Raw genomic sequence first — 16,923 nt, 5'->3', positions numbered from 1 at the left:
ACCTCCTTATTGGATCTTAGTCCTCCCTATCCCCGATAGGGTGACATAGACCATCACCTTCAGCTCGTTGTCCCTCAATTCATCAGGAGAACGGTTTATATCACACAGTCTAAGGGATATCTCCCAACATTGGTGATGGTAATCAAGGCCATAGACCGTCTCTATCCTGACATCATCGAGGAGATTATGCCGATACGAGAAGAAAAGATCAAGGGGTTTTATGACATGAACCAAGAGCTCCGCATTGAGTTCTTCCACCTCGTCTTTGCTGAACCTGTACTCCACCCCTAGACAATCTCCCCTTTTATCGGCGATGTTGACACCCGCATTGAAGAGGTCCAGACGGCTATGATGGTGGTTGTACTCTGCATCCATCGTTCCAGATAACCACGTAAAGGGTGCAAATCTCATTTCTGCCCCCAGATTAGAGAGGCGTTCCTCAGAAGTAAGATGGGGGAAAAAATCATAGCTTTGATAAAACTTCAAGTAGAGGTACTCAGGGTAAGTAACCCCCCCCTTTTCATCCACCACCTTGCCTATCAGGCGGTTGGTAAGGTTCCAGGTAACCGTATTTTCACGGGGGATATAGTCCAGGTCGTCAAAATAGGGGTTGTCCGTCTGATCCACCTTAGGAATATAGGTGTAAACTATTTCAGGCTCTATGAGATGCCTCAGCTTTTTGACTCTTCGCCCTTTTAATGAATATAGCTTACTGATGGTGGTGGCAAGTGTTGCCCCTACATCGTATATCTCACGGCTGGTGACCTCGTCTTTCCTCCCTTCCGGGTCATTATCGGGAAAGTAGATGGTCTCCCTGTAGCCTACCCATGGCTCAAACCGCAAGATATCAAAGGGCCTTAAAGGAACTGAGATCTTAGGATAGATATCTATCCTCCCCCCCCTTATCCCTTCCTGGCGCCAGAAATGGGTACCTTGGGCCTCCAACTCATAGAAGAGGGGGGTGCGAGGAAACTGGTCTTGGAAGATCTGAAAGGTTGCCTGGGGAAGCCTCTGCATGGTAGAGCGGTTACTGTGTACTGTGAGGTCCCGGAAGTAGGAGAATTCCGCCCCCAGCGTCCCCCATTTCCAATTTTTGCCGAGGGAGAGGTTGGATTCCAATTGGTTGCTCGACCTGACATCTATCAGGGCCTCACCCGGGATGTCCTCATCGAAATCGACAGGATATTCCTTGTCGCTTACCCAGTTTACATCCGCCTTCAGGTAATATCCCTCGGGAGATCTCTGGTCATGGTCAAAGAAGATGGACCAGCGGGAATCATCCTCCCGTTCATCCCAGATGTAAAAACCCTTTATCTTGCCTTGGGTCCTCCTGCTTAGGGCATATCTGTACTCGGCCCCCTCTTTAAAGCCCCTCCCCCTGGAATCTCCGATGCGCTGTAGATAAAAGGTGGCATCTTGGTTGGGTGCGATGGCCCAGTAAAAAGGGATTGTGATCTCAGGTCCCCATTTGCTTGAGTTGCTAAATTCGGGAAAAAGGAAACCACTCTGCCTCTCCCTCTTTACCGGAAAGATGGCCCAGGGGAAATAGAGGACGGGGACATTCTTCACGTGGAAACCGGGCCACCACCCTTTGGCCCAACCCTCGACCTCCACATCCAATCGCTTTGCCGAGAACTTCCAGGAGGGTACCTTCTCATCACAGGAGGTCAGGGTAGCATCATATACTCGATATTGCATCTCCCCTAACTTCTCGGCCCTGCTACCGGTGATGTGAAAGTTCTTTTTCTTGAGGAAGATCCTGCCCTCATATACCATTCCCTTCTTCGTTTCTATATTAAACTCCAGTCGATCGCAGCGCAGGACGTCCTCCCCTTCCTTCAAGACCACCCTTCCCTCAGCCACCACATCTTTAGTCTCAGTATAAAATATTACCTTATCGGCCCGCACCGAGGCACCCTTGTGAACTATCTCCACCTCCCCCTCCATAGAGATAAAGCCCCCCTTTTGATCGTACGTGAGCCTGTCCGCCTCCATTTGGATGGGTCCCTCAGCCCTAAAGCGGGGTTCGAATCCGATGGTCTTCTGAGGTACCAGAGAAAAGGAGAAGATGATGAGGATGAAGGCCAGCAAGACAAAGGGGTGAAAGGGGAACTCTTTCATGTCTGTCCCTTGCTCGCAAGGTAGTTTCTCGCCTCCCCCACCGTAAATAAGGAGCCAGTAGCCAAGATCAAGTCATCCTTCTGGGCCACCTCTCGCAAATACCCCACTGCCTCCTCTACCTCCTCAATCACCTTTACCTCCTTACAATAGGTTTGGGCAATTTCGGCTATCCTTTGGGGGGACATCGCACGGGGATTGTGGGGCCTAGAGGCAACCAGCAGATCTGCTAAAGGGGCCAATTCCGCCAAGATGGTGGGAACTTCTTTGTCCTCCATGATCCCCACTACCATAAAGAGGTGGCCATAGTCAAACTCTTCCTGCAGGGCCTTCCGCAACGACCTGGCTGCGGCAGAGTTGTGAGCACCATCGAGGAGGATCTGGGGTGACCTTTGGACGAGTTCCAACCTCCCTGGCCAACGGATCTTTCCCAGACCTTCATAGACTGATTTCTTACGTACCCCATATCCCATCTTTTCTAACACCTCTAAGGCACCCAGGGCCACTGTGGCGTTGTCGATCTGATAAGAGCCTGCTACCCCTAACTTTACTCCCTCTGATCTCCATCTGCGACCGCGGAAGTTGAGGGTCCTGGGAGCAACCCTTTCCCCCAAAAAATCCCTGCTTGCCAATCTCATTGGGGCCTTTTTCTTCTTGCATTCCTCCTCCAGGACCTGTATGACCTCTGGCTGGGTGGCCCCACTTATCAGGGGAACCCCATTTTTCACAATCCCTGCCTTCTCTCTCGCGATATCCTCAATCCTCTCCCCAAGGATTTGAAAATGATCTCTCTCCACATTGGTGATCACCGCGATAAGGGGGTTAGCTATATTGGTGGAGTCCAATCTCCCCCCCAGCCCTACCTCCAAGATGCACAAATCTACCTCCTGTTGGGAAAAGTAATAGATGGCCAAGGCGGTGGTGAAATCAAAGAAGGTAAATCGTTGGGGGATGCCCTCCTCTTCGACCCTGCTGCGCAGCAAATCCGTTAGCCTCACCACCTCTTCCCAGGATATCTCGGCTCTGTTTATTTGGATCCTTTCGGTAAAGTCTACAAGGTGAGGGGAGGTATAAAGACCCACCTTGTATCCCTCCTCCTGTAAGATAGAGGCCATCATGGCGCTTACCGACCCCTTTCCATTGGTCCCCCCAACATGGATTACCTTCAAACCTCTGTGGGGATCCCCCAGGGCCTGTAAGAGACTGGAGATGTTCTCCAAGCCGAAGACCATCCCGAATCTCTCCAGGCCATAAAGATATGCCAGTGTCTCCTGATAATTCATGGAGGGTTGGATTAGGGGTGGCTATCCTCAGTGGTAAAAGAGTTTTAATAACTTTCCTAATACCTCTTTTAACTTCCCTCGCTCTACAATGAGATCTATCATCCCATGTTTGAGGAGGTACTCCGCCCTTTGAAACCCAGGTGGGAGGTCGGTTTTGATGGTCTCCTTGATGACACGAGGACCGGCGAATCCTATCAAGGCCCCTGGCTCGGCCACAATTATATCCCCCAACATCCCAAAGCTAGCGGTAACTCCGCCAGTGGTGGGATCTGTTAGGATAGAGATATATGGCAATCTCTCCTTTCTTAATAGGGATAGGGCGGCACTGGTCTTGGCCATCTGCATGAGGGAAAGGATCCCCTCCTGCATCCTCGCCCCTCCAGAGGAGGTGAAAATTACCACCCCTACCCTTTCCTCCACGGCCTTCTCAACCATCCTGGCAATCTTCTCCCCTGCCACTGAGCCCAGGCTTCCCCCCAAAAAGCCAAAGTCAAAGACCCCTATCATTGCTGGGGACTCATTGATCTTCACTCTCCCGGTGATGAAGGCATCCTTCAAACCCGTTTGTCTCTGTGCATCCTTCAGCCTTTCAGAATATCTCTTTCGGTCTCGGAAGTGAATGGGATCTATCGGGGCCAACCCTCGGTCCAACTCCCTGAAACTACCCTTGTCAGCCACGATGGCGAGCCTCTTCTGTGCAGAGATGGGAAAGTGATAGCTGCATTTGGGACAAACGTTGAGGTTGCGCTCAAGCTCCTTCTTGTAGATAATTTCATTGCAGACATTGCACTTAGACCATAAGGCATCTACTGCCTTCCCCTCCTCAGGAGCGGCCTCCTTCTTCTTAAACCACGCCATTTACCCTCCCCTTCAGAGGTCGATTTCCTCTTCCTGTGTCAGGATAGAGATCCTCCCATCATGCAGGGCGCTGATCTCCTCCTTGATGGTCTCAAGGTATTGGGGCTTCATGTGGAAGACAAAAACGGGGTAATCCTTCTCCTTCAGCTTCTCCAGCTCCTTGGCCATGGTCTGGGGGGTGAGATGACCAGAGAGGTTTGCCAACTCCTGGAGCTCATTCGGGAAGGAACATTCTATGAAGATGGCCAACAAGTTTCCTAATTTATTACAGACCTTCCATATATGCTCTGTTGGCCCTGTGTCCCCGGTGTAGACGACGTGACCATGATCACATCTTATTATATAGCCGACTGCCTCTACTTTATGATCGACCCTTTCCGCCCTGAAGCTTAGCCCCTGGGGCAAGGGACAGAGTTTCCCCTCCCTTATCGCCTCAAAGCTGAGAACAAGGCCCCCTTTTGGGGAAATGGAGGTAAAATCAGGGCATATGACCCCATTTATGAAGTGTCTCCTAAGCTCATTCAGTATCCCTTCCGTGCTATATATCTTTATCCTTCTTCCCTTTTCTTCAAAGAGGTTGTTGGCCAAAAAGAAGATATCCTTTATATGATCGAGATGGGAATGGGTAATGAATATATCCCTAATCCCCCTTTGCCCTTCCAAGTTCAAGGGAGATACAATGGTGCCTGCATCTAACATAACAGAATTGTCTATCAAGAAACCACAGCTTTTATATTGAAGGAATTCAGTACCATAACAACCTAAGACTTTTATTCGCATAAAATTTCTCCCTTTAAGGGCCTTTACTTCTTGATGAAAATAAAAAATAACAAAATTAGTGGATATGTCAACAAATTTCTACCAAAACAAAAACGTTCGAGATCTAGCCGAGGAGAATTGGACAATCTCATGAACTTTATGATATAAAAAATAAGGGCTTGCAGGGGTCTAATAAATTGACAAATGAAGGGGATGTCTTTGCCATGAAAAAGACTTGCAGTTTTATAATTATCTTCCTCTTTATGATCGGCTGTGCCGTCAACCCAGTTACCCAAAAGAGGGAGATTATGCTCTTCAGCGATCAAGATGAGATCAAAATGGGGAAGGATGGCCACGAAGCCGTTCTGATACAGTTTGGTAGATATGAAGACCCATCTCTACAGAGATATATCGATCAGGTGGGACAAAAAATAGCAAGAGTCTCTCACAGGAACAATATGCCACATCATTATATGGTGGTGGATTCCGCCGTTATCAACGCCTTCGCCTTGCCTGGGGGATACATCTACATAAACAGGGGATTGCTGGCCTATCTCAATAACGAGGCCCAACTTGCCGGAATCTTGGGTCATGAGTCCGGTCATGTGGCCGCAAGACATGGGGTCAAGAGATACCAGAAGGCCATTGGGGCCCAGTTCATCATCCTGGGGGTGGCAGTGGCCACAGAATCAAGAGGTCTGATATTGGGAACCAATCTCCTCCTTACCACCATCCTTCAGGGCTACAGCAGAAAGGATGAATATCAAGCGGATCAACTGGGGACATTATATATGTACAATGCAGGGTACAACCCCATGGAGATAGCGGAGTTCTTCAAAATCTTAGAGAGGATGGAAAAGAACACCCCTAACCTTATAGAGCAGCTGTTCGCCTCCCACCCTCCCACCCCCAATCGGATAGAGAAGACCAAGGCCTATGCCCAGGAGCTGACAAAGGGAAAGACTGCAGACCTGATAGTGGACCATAACCGCTACATCTCTCATCTTGGGGGACTCGTCTTTGGCCCTGGGGAAAGGGATGGCGCAATAGAGGGGGTTGTTTATAAGAACAGATATTTTCGATTTCGGGTAAAGATGCCGATAGGGTGGAGGGTCCAAAGGGGGGATACAGCGGGCTCAGTATTGGCACAGGATCCTTCCAAAAGATACCTCTCTCAGGCCATACCCATAGAGTTGAAAGAGGAACTCACCCCCTCCCAATTGGCCGCCATGGTGGAAAAGGATTCAGGCCTGCAACGCTTGGACGTGACACGGATCACCATCGATGGGAAAAGGGCCTATCTTGTCGATTACAGGGCCCAATCAGAAGGGGGGGACTGGCTGGGACTGCGTATCGCCTATCTGACCAGGGGGAAAATGGGATTTGTTATGGCCAATATATCCCGTTTGCATGAATTTGCCAGGGTACGGAGGACGTTTAATAAAGTGATCTTCAGCTTTCGTTCCCTTTCCCCTCAGGAGGCGGCGAAGATACCCCTGCACAGGTTGAAGGTGTATATGGTAAGGAGGGGGGATACCTTCGCCTCTATCTCTAGGAAATTCTACCGGACAGCCAAGTATGCTGAGGATATAAAGCGATTTAATGGGATGGACGAGTTGAAAGGCCCACCAGTGGGAATGCTGATCAAGATAAAGCCCCTCCTTCCTAAAACCTTATAGCTGGGATGAGTGGTTTCGCAGAGAAACCTTAAGGGAAAATGGGGATCTGCTCCAAACCCATGGTCTCGGGGAATCCACACATAATGTTCATGTTTTGTACGGCCTGCCCAGAGGCACCCTTTACCAAGTTGTCTATTGCAGAGATAACGATAAGTTGACCCGAGTCCTCATCTACCATCACCCCCAGGTCACAATAATTGGACCCCCTGACACCTACGGTGGAGGGAAAGGTAGCTGGGGGACATAGGCGTATAAAGGGTTCGTTTTGATATCGCCTACTATACAAATCGCAGACCTTCTCAGTCGAAAGCCCTTCCTTCACTCGGGCGTAAATAGTGGAAAGTATCCCCCTATTTATGGGGATAAGATGGGGGACAAAAAGGATATTGACCGCTCCGCCTGCACGGAGGCTGATCTCCTGCTCCATTTCTGGGGTATGGCGATGTTTGGTCACGCTGTAGGCCTTCAATCCCTCCCCCACCTCACAAAAGAGATTTGTCAAAGAGGGTTTTCTCCCCGCCCCACTCACCCCTGACTTGGCATCTACCACAATGCCTGAGGTGGATATCGCCCCTTTCTCCAGGAGGGGGGCCAAGGCGAGGATTGCCCCTGTTGGATAACACCCGGGATTGGCCACCAGCCTCCCACCTTTTATCTCCTCCCGGTAGATCTCTGGCAGTCCATACACTGCCTCCTGCAATAGATATGGACAGGAGTGTTTCCCATACCATCTTTCATAAAGACCTTGATCCCTCAACCTGAAATCGGCACTTAGGTCTACAACCCTCTTTCCCTTTTTGATAAATTCCTCCACCACCCCCATAGATGTCCCATGGGGCAAGGCTGTAAAGAGAAAGTCCGCCTCTTGGGCTATCCCCTGGACCGATAGCTCACTAAGTCGAAGATCAATAAACCCCTTTAAGGAAGGGAATACTTCATCTATGGCTAAACCTGCGAACCTTTCGGAGGTCAAAGAGGAAATCTCGACCTTTGGATGTCCAGCCAAGATCCTCACCAGTTCCAGGCCTGTATAGCCACTAGCCCCTACTATCCCTACCTTCACCGTTCCCCCTTTAACAAAAAAATTAAAAAGGGGAGGCTGACCTCCCCTAAAAGGATCAACCTATCTCTTGGAGTACTGGAACCTGGCCCTGGCTCCCCTCTGCCCATATTTCTTCCTCTCTTTTACCCGCGGATCGCGGGTGATAAAACCGGCCCCTTTCAATATATCCCTAAGATCCTCATTATATGACAACAGGGCCTTGGAGATACCATGCCTGACAGCCCCTGCCTGTCCAGAGACACCCCCTCCCCTTACATTGGCATAGACATCGAACTGCCCCAAGGTATTGGTCAATTCAAAAGGCTGCAAGACGATTATTCTTAAGGTCTCTCTGGGGAAATAATCATCCAACGCCTTCTTATTTACCTCAATCTTTCCCTCCCCAGGCCTCAACCAAACCCGGGCCACTGCTGTCTTCCTCTTTCCCGTAGCGTAAAACCTCTCCTCATCCATTTCTTCTCCTTAAGATAACTATTTAGACCTCAAGGGGTTCTGGTTGCTGGGCCTCGTGGGGATGATCAGGACCAGGATAGACCTTTAGTTTTTTGAAGATCTTCCTCCCCAATCTATTCTTCGGCAACATCCCCTTCACCGCCTTTCTTATCAATTCCTCCGGTTTTTTGGCCAGCAGCTTCTCGGCGGTGATGGCCTTAATGCCCCCTGGATAGCCAGAGTGGCGGTAATAAATCTTCCCTTTCAGTTTATTGCCTGTAAGCTTAATCTTTTCAGCATTCACCACTATGATAAAATCCCCTGTGTCCACATGGGGGCTGAATATCGGTTTGTGTTTCCCACGTAAGATCTTCGCTACTTCAGCGGCCAATCTCCCTAAGACCTTGCCTTCAGCATCGATCAGATACCAGCTTTTCCCGACATCCCCTTTCCTCACATGAAAGGTCTTCATCTGTTTATTCCCTCTTTTAGGATATGGAGATGTAATATTTAATATATCGAAGCCCTTTTGTCAACCTCAAAAGCTCTCGGAGTTGTGCTCCCGTGGTCACCCTGAGTAACCTGCACAAGCGAATAGCCGACTAACCTCCCTCCTTTGCGTCCTAATCATCATCACCGGGATCATCCTGGGAGTCCTCTTTCTACCCAAAAGAGAAAGAAAGACCTAACGATCCATGGTCAATCTGACTTGGTTTGCTCTGATATGGGCTTGTCTCAGGGGTTCGGGGAGTCGATAAGCCCGGCAAGCCTGCAACACCCAATGGATAGAGGTCCTTAGGTCTATCCGATGACCTGGGGAGACATAGAGGGGCTTTACCCCCACCCGCGTCCTTAAGGCCACCCCTATTTTCTTTTCCTGATATAAAAGGGGGGCGTAATCCCCCTTTTTGCCCCCCACAACTGGATATCCTCCCACCAGGGGGGTCTTGGCACAACCAATAGAGGGGATGTTGAGGAGTACCCCCAAGTGGGCAGCCAGGCCCATGGATCGGGGATGGGCTATCCCTTGTCCATCTACATAGATGAGGTCAGGATAATACTTCAATTTCTTCCAGGCCTGTAATAACAAAGGGGCCTCCCTGAAGGTCAAAAGCCCCGGGATATAGGGAAAGGAGATATTCTTCCTCGTCCAGACCATATCTATCTCTTCTAAATTTGGCCAATTCATGACCACCACCGCTGCATACCCCTCCTTACTTCTTCTGGCATAGGAGACATCTATCCCCCCCACCCGCCTGATAGGGGGATCATCCCATTTTAAGTGCAATAATTCCCGGAGCTTGTTTTGGATTTCAACGGCCTCTTTAAGGGTAACATCCCAGGGGTGGGGGGAGGGAAAGTCCTTCATTCCGCTGATAAGATCTGACGGATCCTCCCATGGGACACCGTCAGGAGAAAGAGCCTTCCTGTACCTTCACCATCTGGATTAAAGCCCTTGAGCCCAGATACGCCGACATATTCTCTTAAAGACAAAAGGGCCTCGCGGAGGGCCTCGCGGCTCCAGAGTTCCTTGTTGCTGATGGTCTTCAGAATAACCTCGGTGGAATCAAAACCTAAGGCGTCCAGCAGGGTGGGAGAGAAGTTAAAAATCCCCTCAAACTCCCTCACAAAATACCTTACCCAGGGAAGAGGACTATCCTTAAAGAAGCCGTCCACAAAGACGGCTCCTTCGACAAATTTCCCACTGCCGCGTACGAGTTCGGGCGAATCCCATCCATTGGTCCCCAATAGTTGGACATCCATTATATCATAGTAGGCCAGTTGAGGTGCAAGAAGGTTTATCTTTTTGAAATCATCCGGTATAAAAATGGCCCCGAAGTTGATAATGGGCCTTGGCTTTTCCTTCGGATCTTTCGTTGGTTGGTACTCTACCATCCCCTTTATCACATCGCCAAAATCCGTTTGCTTATTGGTATAGGAGGCTGCCACGACCAACTCCCCCCCATACCTTTCCACCTCTTGCTGAAAGAGCTTCCTGAAGGTAAGGCCATAGGGGTTCCTTGGATAAAGGATAGCATAGGCAACTATACCAAGCTCCTCAAAGGCATATTTGACTAAGGCCTTAACCTGAGATGCATGGGTGAGGGAATTCTGAAAAATATACCTCCCCTTTTGCGCAATCCCCTTTAGGGGACTCAAGGTTATCAAGGGTACCCCTTGAGTATCTGCCTCCTCAACTGCGGCCAGGGCCGTGTTGCTGAGCAGGGGGCCGATAATAGCTATTACCCCCTCCTTTGCCAAGGCCCTCACCCCTTCTTTGGCCCGGGACGGATCACCTTGGGAGTCCCAGATGAGCAACCTTACCTTAAAGGGCCACTGCTGAGTCTGAAAGGCCCCTATGGCTAATTGTATCCCTTGTAGTGCCTTAATACCGAAGGGCTTGGCTCTCCCTTGCAAGGGGAGTATACAGCCAAGGACGACCTCTTCCTTGACGCCCCTTTGAATCTTCCTCCAAAGATCCTCCAATAAGGGATAAAACTCCTCCCCAGAGGCCTCCTCTAAGGCCCCCCGTAGCACGTCTGCGGCCTCTTCCACCCCTCCATCACGGAAATGTAATTGGGCCAGCCTATATCTGGCATAGGTAGATATAAAGGTGCCACGATAGATGATGTCGATCTCCCTGTATCTATCAGGAGGGAGATCTTGATCCAGGAGGGTGACTGTCCGTTCCCTTACCCCCTTTCTCTCTGCAGGTGGTAGTTCTCTCCAGGCGCGAGCGTACCATGAAAGGGCGGCCATAGGGTCATGCATGGCAGCATGGCAATCTGCGAAGAAGATGAAGAGTCGACCCCTCCAAAGGGGTCGATCTTCTACAGATGGAAGGAGACGACGGGCGGTCTTGAGGGCCTCTTTGTACCTGCCCATTTTGAAATAGCAGTTGGCCAATGACCATTGGGCCTCTTGATATTTAGGACTGGAGGGGAAGTTACGTAAGAGGCTTTCAAACTGGGCGGCAGCGGCGCTGTATTCTCCCGTTTGGAGGTAAGTCTCCCCTATGTAATAAAAGGCATCATCGGTAAGGGAGGTGCGGGGGTGTTGGATGATGAATTCCTGAAAGTGCCTGGCCGCCTTTTCCCGCTCCCCTCTTTTGTATTCATCCAGGGCAGTTTCATACAGTCTTTTGGTGGTATCTAGGGCGGGGACCTCCTCTCGCACTCTATCTTCTCTTATACTTGGCCTAGGCGCACACCCTGACCACAGGAGCGGGAGCAAGAAAAGGGGGAGAAATAATATAGCCACCCTGCGCAACACGAATTAAATTACCTCCTGGTCCTCCTGGTCGAAAAGGAAGGGTTTTAATTTACGACAAATATCTCGGGCAAATACCTATACCTTTCATCAAAGTCTATGCCATAGCCCACGATGAATCCCTCTTCCATCTCAAACCCGATATAGTCCACCTGAATCTCTACCTCCCGCCTGGACTTCTTGTCTATTAAGGCACAAATCTTCAGCGAGGATGGACCTTGCGCATAGATATGATCCACAAGGAATTTGAGGCTCAACCCTGTATCAACGATGTCCTCGATGATGAGGACATCCTTTCCCTCCAGAGGGACCTCCACCTCTTTCGTCACTTTGATCTCACCCGAGGACTCCTTTTGCGAACCGTAGCTGGCTATCCTCATGAAGTCGATCTCCACAGGTATGGTCAACTGTCTGACCAGATCGGCCAAAAAGACGAAGGCCCCTTTTAACACCCCGATGAGCACCACTCTTTTATTCGCATAATCCGCAGATATCTCCCTGGCCAACCGGGCCACTGTCTGCGCTATCTCTTTTTGAGAAAAGAGGATTTTTAGCTCTTCTCCCATGGTGGTATCACAAGGCTGGGATTAAGACCACGAGGCCCAATCCATCTTTCAACTCCTTCCTGTTGAAGGAGAGGGCACTACTATATATCCTCCTTACCTCCTTCTTTCCCTGGAGGAATGTATCAATCGGCTCGATGGGGAAGTTGCACTTTTCCGTCTTAAAGTGCATGGGGATGATCAGCTTGGGCCTCAACTGATCGGCTACCTTGGTCGCCTCCTCCGGGTCGATGGTATAGAAACCCCCCACGGGGATAAAGAGGACATCCACTTGCCCTATCTCCTTTACCTCCTTATCGCTGAGGATATGCCCTAGGTCTCCCAAATGGCAGACCTTAATACCGTCCGCGACAAAGGTAAAGATGGTATTCTCCCCCCTCTCGGACCCCTTGGAGGCGTCATGGTAGGTGGGAAATCCCTCGAAGGTGATCCCCTTGGCCGCATGCCTACCCCCCCCCTTGATCACCTGTGGCTTTCCAGGAAGACCTTTCACATAATTGTGATCGGCATGATCATGGCTTACCGTGACGATATCCGCCTCATCGGAGATAGGTCCGTAGGAGATGCCCCCTCCATAGGCACCAGGTTCATAAGGGTCCGTAATGATCTTTATCCCTTGCTCCGTGGTGATTAAAAAAGAGGAATGTCCATACCATTTTACTTCCATAGCCTCTCCTCCTTAAAAAGGCAGTTAAAAAATGTAGCCCTATTCTCCGTAAAAAGTATAAATTCTTAACCACCATAAAGTCAAGAGAAACCGGGCAAGGGTGACATCTTTTCCCCTTTCTGGTAAAGTTCAAATAAGACCTTGAGGAGATATGAGGGTAAGAAATAAGAATGGGCAGGTTGTTTATAGGGACCAGCGGATATAGTTACAAACATTGGCCTGGCGTCTTCTATCCTCCAGACCTCCCTCAGTCTCGTTGGCTGGAGTTTTACTGCCAGCACTTCGACACAGTGGAGTTAAACGTCACCTTCTATCGCCTCCCCGCCAGGAAGACCTTTGAAGGGTGGTACAAGAAGACCCCTGCTGATTTTGTCTTTGCTGCCAAGGGGAGCAGGTTTATCACCCATATCAAGAGGATGAGGGAGTGCCGCCAGCCTGTAAGGGTGTACAAAGAAAACGCCTCGGGCCTCGGAGAGAAGTTGGCCATTGTCCTCTGGCAGCTTCCCCCTAATCTCAAGTACAATAAAGGCAGGCTTGTGGAATTCTGCGACCTGTTAAAAGACGAATACCCCGAAACAAGACATGCCTTTGAGTTCAGGCACGAGAGCTGGTTACAGGAGGATTGTTACGACATCCTTACCTCTCATGGTTTTGCTCTTTGCATCCCCCTCTCCCCTGCCTATCCAAGAGGGGAGCATATGACAGCCCCCTTTACGTACCTCCGATTCCACAGCGGCGAGGTCCTGGGAAACTCCTGTTATACCGACGAGGAGCTAAGGCAATGGGCATCCAAAATCAGGGGATGGCTGGAGGAAAGGGGTCTCTATATCTATTTCAACAACGATGCCTTTGGATTTGCCATAGATAACGCTAAAAAGCTAAGGGATTACATTAACTTTTAGAGATGAAAATTTTTTCAGCAATTACAATAAATATCACCTTATTTTTCCTCATTGGTGGACCCCTTTGGGCATCAACTAATTGGTGCAATTTAAGGTGGCAAATCTACAAAGAGAAAACCTTCTGTAGTGAGAGCTTCATCGAAAATTACAAGACATTAGAAAGAAAGGAGGCAAAGCCTTTTATCAAACTTATCACCCCAAATGGTGGAGAAATTTGGATAGAAGGGAAAACATATGAAATAAAGTGGAAATCACGTGGAGTAGATAAAGTATATATTTCAGTTGCTATGGGAGGGAAAGACAAGGGACACTTGGGAGAGGGGGGTAAAATAGATGCCAAAAGGGGAAGGTTCTCTTGGACAATTCCCGTTGGCTTCGTAACAGGTTTTGGTATACTTAAAGCTGAAAACATGAGAATAGTGATCCATGATGCGCAAAATAGAGATATTTTTGACGTAAGCGATAATTACTTTACTATAAAAGGGACATCAGCACTGAGTGACCTTGTAATATATGAAGGACAAGATGAGTATAGGGAAGCTATTATCCAATATTATAAAGCTATTGCCAATAAGCAATACCGTAAGGCCTATGAAATGTTGGGGCAATGCAAAATCGTTCTCTACGATGCTGACGGATCAGGTGTCGCATTCCTGCCAAGAAGAGATTATAACTCATGGGTGAAAGCGCAGGAGAATATTGACACCTTAACCATAATTGATGTAAGGAGGCTTGAAGCTAGAGGGGACGCTAACAAGGGAGATGCTGAAGAAACATTGGGAATTCGTACTTATATGGTAAGGCTTATAGTAAAACTCCACGAGGAAAGACGAATTATGAGGTCAGGACAACATACCTTCTTTGTAGCTGTAGTAAAAGGAATTGACAACAAAATCCGTATCTTAGGTATCGGGACGGGGCCTTAGTATGTTAAGTAAATTATGTGAAAGAGGTATGGCGTTTATAAATGTATGGCGTAAAAAAATTTTCAGGGAAATTATAATCATACAGGTATTTTTCTCCTTCTTCTGCCCTTCCCTTTTACAAGCGCAAACCCCTTCATCCCCGCATATGATATTCAAACCCCCTTATAATGAAATGGGAGGAGCAAGCGAGTTCCATGCTGATGTACTAATAGCTCAGTCCACTGCTAGGGCAAACGCTTTCACAGGCTTTATGGGTGTTTATGGGACGGGATGGATTGGGGGGGCTACATCACAGGCAGGCCTATGGTTTAAGTTCTATGTTCCTAAAAAAATGTACCTTAAAGTAACAGCAAAAATTAGATATATGGGGGGGATACACGGTTTTGGTATAGGTGAGTGCTCAGGGTTTGTTTTCAAATGGCGGGTAAATAACGAAAAAGTCCATGAGAAAAAAATGGAAGGTGGTATAACACCCGGGTGGATTGCAGAAAAAACGTATGAAATAGCGGAACTCTCCTCTTCTATGGTCGAAGTGCCAGAAGCATACAGGACTATAAAAGCCATTACTGAACTTATGGATTTCCTTGATTACTTTAAAGAGGTTAACGAGTTTTTAACAGTTGTAGACCAGATAGAAAACTCTTTTGAAAACGTAAAAACAGAAAAACTCTCTTTTGGTTTTAATGCCAAAAAGGGGTGGAATGAGATAAAGATTTATATCCAGGGAGGTGCAAGCGGTGCTGTTACGGGCTCTGCAATGTATGCCATAATTGCCTATCTTGAGAGTCTTCTTATAGATGGACTTGGATATCCAGATTTCATTATAAGCAACTGTTCGGTCACCTCTGACCGATCCTGGCAGGCGCCAAAACCTGAGGTTGGAAAACTGGCAAGACTAGAATTTGATATAGAAAATAGAGGAACACTTGAAAGTCAAAATAGCACTGTAAAAATCGATATAGCTAATCAGAGGTTTGATAGATCGGTTCCCCCTTTAAAACCCAATGAGAGAAGGCATTATGAGATTGATTTTATCTTCCCCCAGGAAAGAGTTGATGTAACAGTCCATGTCGATCCGGATGACCAAGTTTACGAATTTGACCATGACTGGGGTGAGGATTTGAGGGAACATTACCAACAAATGGGGATACCGGAAGGCTCTCAAGATGTTAGACTGGAAAAGGGGGGAAATCTTTTAAAATACAGAGCTTACGGGGTAAAGTCCTACACTCCGCCACCACCTGATCTTGCTTTTGACGGACTGCCTATCTCCATGGAAATAGAAGATGGGGAATCAGCACAGATTTCTTTCAAGGTAATAAACAAAGGGGGAACAGGGCAATACAACCGCAGGCAGACAGCAGAGAATGTGGCAGTCAGGGTGGAAATAACCTCATTAGGATGGGGAGAAACGAAAATAATACCAACTCTTAAAAGCGGAGAAACTAAAAAGCTGTCCTTCAACACCCCTCCCATAAATAGGCCCTATCACTTGCCTGCGGCCAGCGTATGGGTGGTGGAAGTACAACAGGTAATAGACCCAAATAATAAAATCACAGAGACAAACGAGAACAACAACCGAAATACATCCTATATACAAGTAAACCCGCCGAGGCTTCCCCAGTTGAGCTTGAGGAATTTATCTATTTCCCCACGGCAAACTTCATATGTGGAGGGTCAGAGTATCACCATTAAAGCTGAGGTAGAATACTGGGGCAGCAAACCTATTAAGGATGTAGAAGTAGGTTTTTACTACAACACAGGCCAATGGGCAGGACCGCCAAAACTCGAAAAAATTGCCATTAAAAAAATGAATTTTGAAAAAAGAGGAAGCAAAAAAACATCCATTATTTGGCCTGTCCACAAATCCCCTTATATCTATACAGATATATATTGTATTGTTGATCCTGAAAATAAAATAAAGGAGGCGGATGAGAGCACAGATTTTCATAACGCGATGATCGGAATTCAGGTAAAGGAAAGGGGGATACCTCAAGAGCAACCAATTGCAGGAGGGGCAACGGTTAAAGGTGTTGATTTAGTAATTGGAAATAAGGACCTTTTTTTAAATAAAAAAAGCTTTATAGCAAGCGACTATCTCGGTGCAAAAGTACACAACAGGGGAGACAAAAATACTAGTTTCAAGATTAGATTTTCCGCTTCATGGATAAAGACAGGTCCAGATGGGAAAAAAGAAGCAATCACCAAGATTCTTTCCACCAAAGATGAGTCAATCCATGCGGGGAGCACAAAATTGGTAAGACTTTATTATAAAAAATTAACCAATAAAGAGTTCATGTTCAGTAAACATGTGAAAGTGGTAGTAGATGTCTATGCGAAAGAGGATGTAGATACTTCAAATAATAGAGCAGTATTCAGGGTGGGTAATTTTGACATCATAGC

Annotated in this window: 15 protein-coding genes; 4 read left to right on the top strand and 11 right to left on the bottom strand. The window is 48.0% G+C overall.

The window, feature by feature from the left end:
* Nucleotides 1-6 precede the first annotated feature (6 nt).
* From JRI46_07320 to JRI46_07305, 4 genes are all read right to left on the bottom strand, one after another.
* The gene (locus JRI46_07320) at nt 7-2,121 is read right to left on the bottom strand and encodes an LPS-assembly protein LptD (GenBank protein ID MBW2039389.1); all 2,115 of its coding nucleotides are present in this window, start codon (nt 2,119-2,121) and stop codon (nt 7-9) included.
* The gene (locus JRI46_07315; protein MBW2039388.1) at nt 2,118-3,350 is read right to left on the bottom strand and encodes a bifunctional folylpolyglutamate synthase/dihydrofolate synthase; all 1,233 of its coding nucleotides are present in this window, start codon (nt 3,348-3,350) and stop codon (nt 2,118-2,120) included. Before JRI46_07315 ends, JRI46_07320 begins: the two co-directional genes overlap by 4 nt.
* A 78-nt stretch (nt 3,351-3,428) precedes the next feature.
* Nucleotides 3,429-4,259: an acetyl-CoA carboxylase carboxyltransferase subunit beta gene (locus JRI46_07310; protein ID MBW2039387.1), complete on the bottom strand. Its 831-nt coding sequence runs from the start codon at nt 4,257-4,259 to the stop codon at nt 3,429-3,431.
* 12 nt (nt 4,260-4,271) lie between these two features.
* Nucleotides 4,272-5,039, bottom strand: coding sequence for a 3',5'-cyclic-nucleotide phosphodiesterase (locus tag JRI46_07305; GenBank protein ID MBW2039386.1), 768 nt, complete (start codon nt 5,037-5,039; stop codon nt 4,272-4,274).
* 176 nt (nt 5,040-5,215) lie between these two features.
* On the opposite strand from JRI46_07305, the gene JRI46_07300 reads away from it, so the two are divergent.
* Entirely contained in the window at nt 5,216-6,697 is a 1,482-nt protein-coding gene (locus JRI46_07300; GenBank protein ID MBW2039385.1) for a M48 family metalloprotease, read from the top strand.
* Between the two features lie 28 nt (nt 6,698-6,725).
* Here JRI46_07300 and JRI46_07295 read toward each other — a convergent pair whose 3' ends face one another.
* From JRI46_07295 to JRI46_07265, 7 genes are all read right to left on the bottom strand, one after another.
* Nucleotides 6,726-7,760: an N-acetyl-gamma-glutamyl-phosphate reductase gene (locus JRI46_07295; protein ID MBW2039384.1), complete on the bottom strand. Its 1,035-nt coding sequence runs from the start codon at nt 7,758-7,760 to the stop codon at nt 6,726-6,728.
* A 60-nt stretch (nt 7,761-7,820) separates the two neighbouring features.
* Nucleotides 7,821-8,213 carry a 30S ribosomal protein S9 gene (rpsI, locus tag JRI46_07290; GenBank protein MBW2039383.1) on the bottom strand — a complete coding sequence of 131 codons (393 nt, stop codon included), beginning with the start codon at nt 8,211-8,213 and terminating at the stop codon, nt 7,821-7,823.
* Between the two features lie 22 nt (nt 8,214-8,235).
* Nucleotides 8,236-8,664, bottom strand: coding sequence for a 50S ribosomal protein L13 (gene rplM / locus JRI46_07285; GenBank protein ID MBW2039382.1), 429 nt, complete (start codon nt 8,662-8,664; stop codon nt 8,236-8,238).
* Nucleotides 8,665-8,877: 213 nt separating this feature from the next.
* Nucleotides 8,878-9,561, bottom strand: coding sequence for a deoxyribonuclease V (gene nfi, locus JRI46_07280; protein MBW2039381.1), 684 nt, complete (start codon nt 9,559-9,561; stop codon nt 8,878-8,880).
* A complete protein-coding gene (locus tag JRI46_07275; GenBank protein ID MBW2039380.1) occupies nt 9,558-11,369 on the bottom strand; it encodes an ABC transporter substrate-binding protein in 1,812 nt (603 codons plus the stop codon). Before JRI46_07275 ends, nfi begins: the two co-directional genes overlap by 4 nt.
* A 140-nt stretch (nt 11,370-11,509) precedes the next feature.
* Nucleotides 11,510-12,028: a hypoxanthine phosphoribosyltransferase gene (gene hpt, locus JRI46_07270; protein ID MBW2039379.1), complete on the bottom strand. Its 519-nt coding sequence runs from the start codon at nt 12,026-12,028 to the stop codon at nt 11,510-11,512.
* 7 nt (nt 12,029-12,035) lie between these two features.
* Nucleotides 12,036-12,692 carry an MBL fold metallo-hydrolase gene (locus JRI46_07265; protein MBW2039378.1) on the bottom strand — a complete coding sequence of 219 codons (657 nt, stop codon included), beginning with the start codon at nt 12,690-12,692 and terminating at the stop codon, nt 12,036-12,038.
* 170 nt (nt 12,693-12,862) lie between these two features.
* Between JRI46_07265 and JRI46_07260 the strand changes: the two genes are divergently transcribed.
* The 3 genes from JRI46_07260 to JRI46_07250 all read left to right on the top strand — a co-directional run.
* Nucleotides 12,863-13,594 (top strand): DUF72 domain-containing protein, encoded by a 732-nt coding sequence (locus tag JRI46_07260; protein MBW2039377.1) that lies wholly within the window; start codon nt 12,863-12,865, stop codon nt 13,592-13,594.
* A 2-nt stretch (nt 13,595-13,596) separates the two neighbouring features.
* Nucleotides 13,597-14,520 (top strand): hypothetical protein, encoded by a 924-nt coding sequence (locus tag JRI46_07255; protein ID MBW2039376.1) that lies wholly within the window; start codon nt 13,597-13,599, stop codon nt 14,518-14,520.
* A gap of 28 nt (nt 14,521-14,548) precedes the next feature.
* Nucleotides 14,549-16,923: hypothetical protein (locus JRI46_07250; protein MBW2039375.1), on the top strand; the 2,375-nt coding region annotated here is incomplete at its 3' end.

The organism is Deltaproteobacteria bacterium (assembly GCA_019308925.1).
Lineage (GTDB): Bacteria > Desulfobacterota > B13-G15 > B13-G15 > RBG-16-54-18 > JAFDHG01.
The sequence above is the reverse complement of the archived record's forward strand: the minus strand, read 5'-3'. Positions and strand labels throughout refer to the sequence as shown.